The sequence below is a fragment of the Microcoleus sp. MON1_C1 genome (assembly GCF_036701945.1).
In the GTDB taxonomy this organism is placed as follows: Bacteria; Cyanobacteriota; Cyanobacteriia; order Cyanobacteriales; family Microcoleaceae; genus Microcoleus.
In genome coordinates, this window is sequence record NZ_JAUBRO010000047.1 from 16,955 (window position 1) to 27,311 (window position 10,357).

General features: G+C 42.4%; 5 protein-coding genes. All 5 read right to left on the reverse strand.

Annotated elements, in window-relative coordinates:
- Positions 1-41: 41 nt before the first annotated feature.
- The 5 genes from QUA62_RS22805 to QUA62_RS22825 all read right to left on the reverse strand — a co-directional run bounded on the left by QUA62_RS22805 (position 42) and on the right by QUA62_RS22825 (position 10,221).
- Positions 42-1,700, reverse strand: coding sequence for an adenylate/guanylate cyclase domain-containing protein (locus tag QUA62_RS22805; RefSeq protein WP_333406959.1), 1,659 nt, complete (start codon positions 1,698-1,700; stop codon positions 42-44).
- Positions 1,675-4,245: a response regulator gene (locus tag QUA62_RS22810; protein WP_333406961.1), complete on the reverse strand. Its 2,571-nt coding sequence runs from the start codon at positions 4,243-4,245 to the stop codon at positions 1,675-1,677. The genes QUA62_RS22805 and QUA62_RS22810 overlap by 26 nt, the downstream gene beginning before the upstream one ends.
- Positions 4,242-4,634: a response regulator gene (locus tag QUA62_RS22815; RefSeq protein ID WP_333406963.1), complete on the reverse strand. Its 393-nt coding sequence runs from the start codon at positions 4,632-4,634 to the stop codon at positions 4,242-4,244. Before QUA62_RS22815 ends, QUA62_RS22810 begins: the two co-directional genes overlap by 4 nt.
- Positions 4,635-4,844: 210 nt before the next feature.
- Entirely contained in the window at positions 4,845-6,269 is a 1,425-nt protein-coding gene (locus tag QUA62_RS22820; protein ID WP_333406965.1) for a response regulator, read from the reverse strand.
- 7 nt (positions 6,270-6,276) lie between these two features.
- Positions 6,277-10,221, reverse strand: a complete 3,945-nt coding sequence (locus tag QUA62_RS22825) for a PAS domain S-box protein (RefSeq protein WP_333406967.1) — start codon at positions 10,219-10,221, stop codon at positions 6,277-6,279.
- Positions 10,222-10,357 lie beyond the last annotated feature (136 nt).

Consider the following 10,357-nt stretch of genomic DNA (forward strand, 5'->3'; position numbering starts at 1 on the left):
GCGGTCTAATTTTCATCTTAATTTAAATTAACATCAAAAAATTAAAAAGATTTCTTTTGTTCTTCAATTAACCAGTAAGTCAGCATTCTTCCTTTACCTTTAATCGGGATATAACCCCGTTTTTCCAAAACAAACTGCTCTTTCAAACGCTCGTAAGTGGCCGCCGTCACTTGAATTTTACCAGGCAATCCGTTAGATTCCATGCGTGAAGCAACATTAACAGTATCCCCCCACAAATCATAGCTAAATTTACTAATCCCAATAATTCCAGCCACCACCGAACCGCTGTCAATTCCGAGCCTCAATTGAAAATTTTCTCCCATTTTGGCATTAAACCTCCTCAAAGCTGCCTGCATCTCCAAAGCTAAAAGTGCGATCGCCTCAGAGTGATCCTCCCGCGGCGTCGGCAAACCCCCAACCACCATGTAAGCATCCCCAATCGTCTTAATCTTTTCCAACCCGTGCAATTCAGATAACCTATCGAACTCCGAAAAAATCCCGTTCAAAATTTCTACCAACTGCGTCGGACTTTTGTGAGCCGAAAACTCTGTAAAACCCACCAAATCAGCAAACAAGACGCTCACCTCATCAAAATGATCCGCTATCAACTTTTGCTCTTTTTGCAAGCGATCTGCAATAGGTTTCGGTAAAATATTCAGCAGCAATTTCTCGGTTTGTCCTTGCTGCACTTTCAGCGCTGCTTCAGCTTGTTTCCGCTGAATCAACGAACCTAGCTGCGTAGCAACCGCGCTCACTAATTCCAACAAGCGCGGCTGACATTTCAGAACTTTTTCGCGATAGAAAATCAAAATAGCTAACACTTGGTTGTCCGCCAAAATTGGCACTCCAAAAGCCGCTTTCAATCCCACACTCACCGCAATTTCCGATCGTAAAAAAACTTGTTCCGGTGCAGTAGAAACATCATCGATCCATTCAGACTGCTGCGACTGCCAAATCCTGCCTGGGAGTCCCACACCGGGAGCAAAAATCAACTGCCAACTTGTTTGTCGGAATTGGGCAAACCTCAAGTCGCTGACGTACCTCCCTGTAGCGCATTTTAAAAAGCCCTCACTGCAAGGAATCCAAGCTTCGCCCAGATTCCATTCAATAGTTTTGCAAATTAAACCTAAAATCACATCTATAGCCGACTCAAAATCCTCAGATTTGCTAATAGCTTGAGTGGCCTGCAGCAGCAATCTTGTTTCCATTTCCACCTGGTGGCGTTCAGCGATTTCTTGGTGCAACTGGAGATTTTGAGCGGTCAATTTTTGATTTTTTTGTTGCAATTGTATTTGCAATGAACGCACAGTAAGCTGATTGCTCACTCGCGCCAATACTTCTTTCACTTGAAAAGGTTTGGTTATATAATCTGCTCCGCCAACTTCAAAAGCTTTTGCTTTATTTATTCCTTCTTCTAGCGCGCTGAGAAAAATGATGGGAATTTCCCTAAATTGCGGTTGTGATTTTAATTTTTTACATAGTTCGTAGCCGTCAATATCCGGCATCATAATATCGAGTAAAATCAAATCGGGTGCGCTAGATTGAATTGCATCTAACGCCGAAAAACCATTAGTAACTGGTCGAACTTTATAGCCATTTTTTTGCAAAAGTCTAATCAACAAACGCAGATTATCTGGCGTATCGTCAACTACTAAAATATCTGCTTGATAGTTTTCAGTTTGTTCCGCCTTCATCTGCATGATCTGATTCCTCCGCCTCGGCAATTAAATTGAGAATTTTCTGGTAATCAAAATTATCGAGATGACCCTGGAGGATTTCCGCCAATTCAGGATGAGGCTCCCTTATTTCGTCGATTGTCCTGACAATTAACTCAAAATCAGCACTGCGGATTACCTGCTTCATGTTGTCTATCCATTCTGCGGGAAGTGTAGGTAAATAAGCAAGCGCAGCATTAGGGAGGGAGTCAGATAAATTATTTCGATCGCCTGTTGAGATAAAGTCCGTTGAGTTAGAGTAGACATACTTCACCCCCAAGTGTTTGCTGAGGGTATCAAATATATCTGTTTTGCGGAAAGGTTTGCTAATAAAATCGTCGCAGCCGACTAATAAAGCAAACGATCGCTTTCCTTCAATTGTACTAGCTGTCAAAGCAATAATCTTCGGGATCGGGGAGTCGGGATGGGAAATATCCATTTCCCCATTTCCTTGCTGCTCTTGCTCTCTCTGCTTGATTCTAGCCTTAATTTGTGTAGTAGCTTCGTAGCCGTCCATCACTGGCATTCGCACATCCATCAAAATTAAATGCGGATGCCAATTTTCCCACATTTCTATTGCTTCCTGGCCGTTGGTGGCTTGTTCCACCACGAAACCTAAAGGAGAAAGCATTTTGACTAAAAGTTGGCGGTTGTCTTCGCGATCGTCCACAATTAAAATCCGGTAGCACGGTTGATTGGGTTCCAACCCACTAACTTGGCGGTTAAGTTGCGGATCGGGAAGCTCAGCAGCATAAACTGCACCGACTGGAATTTCAAATTTAAAAGTGGTGCCGAGTTCCAGTTGACTTTCTACCACAATTTCTCCTCCCATCAGGCGGACAAATTGACGGCTGATCTTCAATCCTAAGCCCGTACCTTTCTGATTTTTTTTACCGGAATCTGTTTGCACAAAAGCCTTAAAAATATTGCCCAATTCTTCCGGACTAATGCCAACTCCTGTATCTTCAATTTCAAACAGAAGGAAAAAAGCAGACCCACTTGAATCCTCAGCCTCATCCCTCCATGGAAGCGTTGCCAAATCACTGCTAGTTGTCGAAAAATCCCGAATACTTCTTGTGGTATCAAAGCAAGCTGTGGGACTATCCAATAAATCCAGAGATGCCGATTTTTCTAACTTTATAACTCTTAAGATGATTTCGCCTGTTTCCGTAAACTTAATCGCATTACTCAGAAGATTAATCAGCACTTGCCGCAGTTTAATATCATCGGTTCGCACGTACTGAGGAACCTCAGCATCGCGGTGGAAACGCAACTGCAACTCTTGATTCTCTACCCGCAGTTGAAACATATCTTGCAAATCGTCAAGCAAGCGGTAGAGGTCGAAGTTTTTCGGGTAGAGCGTCATCTGCCCCGCTTCGATTTTTGACAAGTCTAAGACTTCATTGATCAATGTCAGCAAGTGTTCGCCACTACGCCGAATAATTCTCATATTTTCTCGGTTTTCGACACTAAGATCCGGGCTGGGTTCCATGATTTGTGCAAAGCCGAGTATAGAATTGAGAGGGGTGCGTAACTCGTGGCTCATATTGGCCAGAAAGGTGCTTTTAGCTTTGTTGGCTGCTTCAGCAGCTAATGCGGCTTGTTGCAGTTGTTCTGTGCGTTCGTCAATTTGGGCTTCTAAGGTGTGGTGATATTCTGCTAGTATTTTTTCGGCTTGTTTGCGATCGCTAATATCTTGAAAAGCTGCGATCGCATAAACAATATTTCCGCTAGCGTCAAAAATCGGCGTGGTATTGATCTCGATCGCAATTCTTTTGCCCTCTTGACGGATTTCTACATCGTCAACCTTGACAGATTCTCCTTTCAGTGTCCGCAAAATTGGCAGATTATCCGGCGGGTACAGCTCATCAGTATTGGCAACATAAAGTTGATAAGTGGCAGCTAATTGTTCCGCAGTGCTTTCCGGGATAGTGTCTGCACCCAGCAAATCCCGCGCTGCCTGGTTGAAATAGGCGATCGAGCCATCGGAATGATAAACAGATACCCCCACTGGCAAAGCTTCTAAAAATTGACTCAGGCGGCTTTCACTCGCAGACAGCGCCTCATTTACTAGCTTTAACTCCTCGTTTGCTTCTTGGCGCTTATGAATTTCATCTGTTAACTTTTGATCTTGCAAGTAACTGTGAACCGCTTCTACTACCGTTAATTTTAAGTCTTCATTTTGCCAAGGTTTAGGAATATAACGGTACAATTTAGCATACTTGATAGCATTACTCAGGGCTTCTAAATCTGCTTGCCCCGTGAGCATAATGGTCAGAGTTTCCGGCGAGTTCTCGTGAATTCTTCTGAGCAGTTCATCCCCTTTAATATCCGGCATGATATAATCGGAAAGCACCAAAGCAATCTCGTATTCATCTGCCTGCAAATCGGCCAGCAACTCTAAAGCATCAGCCCCCCCTTCAGCGGTTTCAATTATACACCGATCGCCGATCGCCTTTTTCAGTTCTATCTTTAAACTATTTAAAACGTCAGGTTCATCATCAATACAAACAATCACAGGTTTTTTCATAACTTAGCCACCCCAGATTTTATAATCTCTATTAAGTCTTTGCTTTGCCAGGGTTTGTACAAACAACAGTATAAATCTGCTTCTTCTACTGCCCGCTGAACTGCCGCTGCATCAGCTTGTCCAGTCAACATCACTTTAATAATTTTAGGATACTTTTGGTGAACTTTAATTAAAAGTTCGTCACCTTTAATTCCCGGCATCAGCCAATCAGAAACAACCACAATAACCTGAGCTTTTTCTTGAAACTCCTCCAGTAAATCTAAAGCTTCATCCCCACTTTCAGCTAATTCATAAAAGTAATCATTTTTAAATTCATTTTTAAGCTGCATCTTGAGAGTATTCAAGATATCCGGTTCATCATCAACACAAAGAATTATAGGCTTATTCATCTTTTCTTATCTGCTTAAATTTTAGTAGGTTTACTGACATGACTTGCTTTTACATTATTTATTTCGGGCAAGGAAGCAGGATATCTGTCCCCTATCTTATTTTAATAGGACTTCCGAAGATAAACCCGGTTTCTTGTAATAAATCTTGTATTTGTCAGCGAGACAGCGACGAGTGTCACCGGGAATCAGCCCCCTGCAGGTAAGTTTTGTTTAATAAATAGGCAGCGAGACTGTAAAAGTTGTCTGCCCCGGTACAGAATCTACAGCAATTGTGCCTTCGTGTTTTTCCACAATTTTTCTCACAATATCCAATCCCAAACCGCTACCTTCGCCCGCAGCTTTAGTCGTAAAAAACGGCTGAAAAATTTTGGGAATAACTTCTGAGGGAATACCTTTGCCGTTATCAGTAAACTTGAGGAAAATAGTTGCCTCTTGTTGCCGAGTTTCAATCGTCAAAATACCTTTATAATCCATGGCTTGCAGGGCATTATGAACGAGATTAGTCCAAACTTGATTTAAGTCATCGGGATAGCACATAATTTGGGGTAAATCTCCATAGTTTTTAACTACTTCTATACCGTGTTTCAGTTGATTTTGATAAAGGGTTAATACCGTTTCAATGCCATCGTGTAAGTCGGCCTGGACTTTTTCTAGTTTGCTATCAAAATGAGCGTAAGTTTTTAAGGCAAATACTACTTTCCCAGACTTCGCTGTTGCTCTTTGGATCAGGCTAATACTTTTTTTAAAGCTCGCAAACTGGTAAGCACTATTTAAAACTACTTCCCAATCCGGCGATTTAAAAAGTGGCAAAAACTCTTCTATTTTTTCGTAAATTTCCATGTCAACTAAAGTATCGGCAATTTCCTCGGAGTTTTCAACAGATTCTGCCATCAAATCCGCCGCTAACTGCTGCTTAAATTTCCGTTTCTCTCTGCTTGTGAATAAAAATTCTTGATGGGTTGCTCTGTACAGTAAAGCTAAAAAATAAGCTTTGCTTTCGTCAGAAAGTTGTTGATAAATTTCAGGAAATTTTTCTAAAAACTCGTCAGAAAAATTAGCTATATTATTAACAGAAGAACCTATAATGCCCAGGGGTGTATTGATTTCGTGGGCAATGCCGGCAATAAGTTGTCCCAAGGCTGCCATTTTTTCCGATTGAATCAAATGCTCTTGGGTGGCTTGCAGTTGGTGCAGCGCCGTTGCTAAATCTTGATTTTTCTCTTGCAAAGTTTGTTGCAGCGAACAAATTTTTAAATGAGTTTCTATCCGGGCTAAAACTTCTTCAACCTGAAACGGTTTAGTAATAAAGTCAACTCCGCCAACTGCAAAAGCTTTAACTTTATCCAGCACGTCATTAATCGCACTAATAAAAATAACAGGAATGTCTTTTGTAATTTCAGAAGCTTTGAGTTGCTGACAAACTTGATAGCCGTCCATTTCCGGCATCATAATATCCAGCAGCACTATATCTGGGGGTATTTTTTGAGCAGCAGACAATGCTAGCTTGCCATTGGGTACGGGGCGAACTTGATAGCCTTTTTCGCTCAAAATTCCGGTCAGTAGCCGCAGGTTTTCTGGCGTATCATCCACTACTAAAATATTAGCTCGATTGGTTATAGGTAAAGTTGAAGTCATCGGGTACTTACTGTTTTTCGCTAATATCGATTAGGTTCAAAATTCTGTCATATTCAAAATTATTAATGCAATCTTGAAGCTTAGCCGCAAGAGAGGGATTGACAGTGCCGATTTGTGCGATCGAACTAGCGATCGCCTCCATGTCCACACTCAAAATACTTTGCTTGAATTGGGCTATCCAGTCTGGAGAAAGAGAGGCAAAAGCCTCGGGTGTCAGCACCTCCTGACTTGACTCATCTACACCTGCGGCACTTACTGCGGTTGGATCTTCATAAATATAGCGTACTCCTAAATGTTTTCCCATTGCCACAAAGATATCCTCCTCTCGGAACGGTTTCCGCATAAAATCATCGCAACCCGCCGAAAGAATCACCGCCCGTTCTTCCTCCAAAACGCTCGCAGTTAGGGCCACAATCGCCGTTGCTTGCCCGCCAGTTGTAGTTTTAATCTGTTTCGTTGCCTCATAGCCGTCCATGACAGGCATTCTCATGTCCATCCAAATCAGATGCGGTTCCCACTCCATAAAAATATCAACCGCTTCTTTACCGTTATTTGCTTCTCTCAACTCAAATTCGAGTGGACTGAGAAGTTTTACTAACAGTTGGCGATTCAAAGGTTTGTCGTCCACAATTAGCAAGCGATAACTCGGCTGATTCGGTTCGAGGGCAACAACTCGACGTTGAGTTTTTCTGCTTTCAATATCACTAGCTTCAACCAGATGAACTTGGATGTCAAACTGAAATAATGCACCCTTTCCGATGTCGCTGCTAACAGTAATTTCACCTCCCATTAATTGCACGAACTGGCGGCTAATAGCTAAACCTAAACCCGTTCCTTCCTGAGAATCTTTACCTGTTTTCGTCTGCACAAATGCTTCAAACAACTGATGGATTTCCTCAGCAGCAATGCCTGCACCAGTATCTTGAACTTCAAAATGCAGCCAGTAGCGGCCGGGCAATTGGTCAGTGCTGTTTTTATGTATATTCCGCCTTCCTCCTTTGACTTGCACCGACACTCCGCCTTCTGAAGTAAATTTAATTGCATTATTGAGCAAATTAATTAAGACTTGCCGCAATTTAACTTCATCAGTACAAATGTAATGGGGAACTTCTGCATCTGTGTCGAAGATTAGTTGCAAACCTTTTTGCTCAGCTTTGAGAGCAAACATATCTTCTAAATCGTCGATTAGTTGGTACAAATCGAAGCTTTTTACATTAAGCGTCGTGCGTCCGGCTTCGATTTTTGACAAGTCTAAAACTTGGTTAATTAAAGCCAGTAAATGTTCGCCACTCCGCAGGATAATTCCGACATTTTCTTGATTGTCCTGAGACAAAGTTTGACTGCGGATCAGGACTTGAGCAAAGCCGATGATCGCATTCAGGGGCGATCGCAATTCGTGGCTCATATTGGCGAGAAAGGTACTCTTAGCTTTGTTTGCTGCTTCGGCCGCTTCTTTCGCCTGCTGCATTTTGATTTCCGCTTGTTTGCTATCAGTAATGTCTTTAATAAAACCTTCGTAGTAAAGTAAATTTCCTGCTTCATCGCAGACAGCGCGACTATTTTCCGAAATCCAGATTATGCTGCCATCTTTGCGGTAAATTTCCGATTCAAAGTTTGATAGTATCCCGTACTCGTTCATCAGCGCTGCAAATTCGTCGCGGCGGTTGGGTTTCACGTAAAGCTGGTTATTGAAATTCGGCTGTGCTGCTATTAAATCGGCAGGCGAGTCGTAACCGTAGATGTTAGCTAAAGCGGGGTTAGCGCTGATGTATTTCCCGTCAACAGCAGTTTGAAAAATTCCATTCAAAGCATTTTCATAAATGTTGCGGTACTTTTCTTCGGCTTCCCGGAGGGCAGTTTCTGCTTTTTGGCGCTCGGTAATATCGCTAGACATCGACAAAAAACAAGCTTCTCCGTCAATATCGATGGTTTCTATAGACAGCAGTGCCGTTCTTTCTGTACCATTTTTATTGCGAAACGTCAGCTCATAATTGTGAATTGCTGTCTTGTCTTTTAACATTTGAATCATGCGGTCACGCTCTTTCAAACTCGCCCAAAAGTTGAGTTCAACCGCTGTTTTACCGATAATTTCTTCCTGGGTGTAGCCCATCATCCGGCAAAAACTATCATTAACTTCTAGGTGGCAACCGTCACGAATTCTTGTAATTGTAATCGCATTCGGACTCGAACGAAAAGCTTTAGAAAACTTTTCTTTTGCCTTAGCAAGATCTGCGGTGCGTTCTGCAACTTGCACTGCTAAATTTTGGTTGTATGCCCTTAATAATTTCTCCGCTAGTTTCCGTTTCGTAATATCTTGAAAAGCGCACATTCCGTAAATAATATTTCCTTGGGCGTCGTAAATAGGAGTTCCCCAAACTTGCAGGGGAACAGTTTTGTTATTCGAGGAGATTTCAATGTCATCAACAGTTACAGTTTTGCCCTGCAAAGCATTTAAAATTGGGTCGCGTTCCGCCGGGTAAATTTCCTGAGTTCCAGCTAAATAAACTCGGTAGAATTGGCGCAATTTTTCGGCATCGGCTGCCACAATTCCTTGAGATAAAAGTTTTTTTCCTGTAGGGTTAATGTAGTGAGGTTGACCGTTGGGCTCTGCAATAAAAATGCCTAGCGGTACTGCATTGAGAAATTGTTTGACTCGGCTTTCGCTTTCTGAGAGGGAAGTAAATGAATGCTGCAATTGCTCTGCCATGCTGTTAAAAGCAGTGGCAAGTTCTCCGAGTTCATCTTGGCGATTCAGAGTGAGCTTTGTATCCCATTCATTCCGCGCCAAAGCTTTCGCCGCTGCATTCAATCTTAAAATCGGCTGCACTACCCATTTCGCAGTAAGAATCCCCAGGATTGTCGCCCCCATCAACGCTGCAAGCGACAGTAAAAAAGTCGTGCGCGTGTTGAGGTTAATTTGCTCCATAAAGTCAGACTCTGGTACAACTACTACAATCAGCCAATCCAACCCTCGATCGTCTTTAAAAGGAGCTACCTGAATAAAATTCCGCTTGCGGTCAACATCAAAAGTAAGCTGTTGAGAATTATTGATTTTAGCTAAGCTGTCGTAGTGTTTATCTAAATGCTGTGCGGTTTGTCGAATTACCGGATTGTCGCTTTCTGAAGCTTTGATGCGTCTTGTTTCTTTACCTTCCACCACAAATTCTGCACTCGCCGTTGAAGTAGCAATTAACATCCCCGAACGCTCCATGACAAAAGTTTGTCCTGATTTGCCAATTTTGAGGCTGATGAGAAATTCTTTGATTCGAGAAAACAGCAAGTCGCTGCCCGCTACTCCTAACAATTTGCCAGCGTCGTCGTAGATAGGCAAAGCAGCAGTAATTGCCAGTTCCCTAGTCAAAAAATCTGTATAAATTGGAGTCCAAATAGGTTTTTTTGCCGCAGCCGCAGCTATGTACCAAGGGCGAGTTCGCGGATCGTAAATATCGGGTGAAATTTGCACTAATTGAACGCGGTTTCCCTGAGAGTCAGCAGTATAGCGAGCTAATTTATTGTTAGTAGAGCTGTCGGCAGCAGATATCAAAATCCGCTCTTTAGTGCGGATTGCTCCCGAATGTTCTCCATTTTCTTTACCTGTGTAAATGATGCTGATCGAATCAAAATATTGAATTTGTTCTAGGAAATGATGTTCGAGTTTTTGGTTGTCTTCTAGGTTCAACTGCCCCAATTTTATGCCTTGAACGTTCAGGTGATTGACAATGTGGGGAATTGACATATAATTTTCCATGCGGTCTTTGATGCGATCGCTAATTTCTCCCCGCAACTGAGCGGCAACCTCGTTGACTGCCCGCTGACCGTTTTGAAAAGATAGCCAACCTACAACTCCTACCGTGCCGACAATTTGCACTAAAAAAGGAACCACGAGCACCGTTTGTAATGGAGCTTTGCCGATAAATTTTGTAGCCAAACGATTGAGGGGTTTAGGAAACATATTCATCCTCAAAGTAATTAAAAGTGGCAGTTTAAATTAGTAGATGTTAAAATGTTGGAGCGAGAGACGAGCGAGTAATATCAAATCCGGTTAATCACTCAGGGTCAAATTGTTTGATCTCGACCTTTAAGAGTTT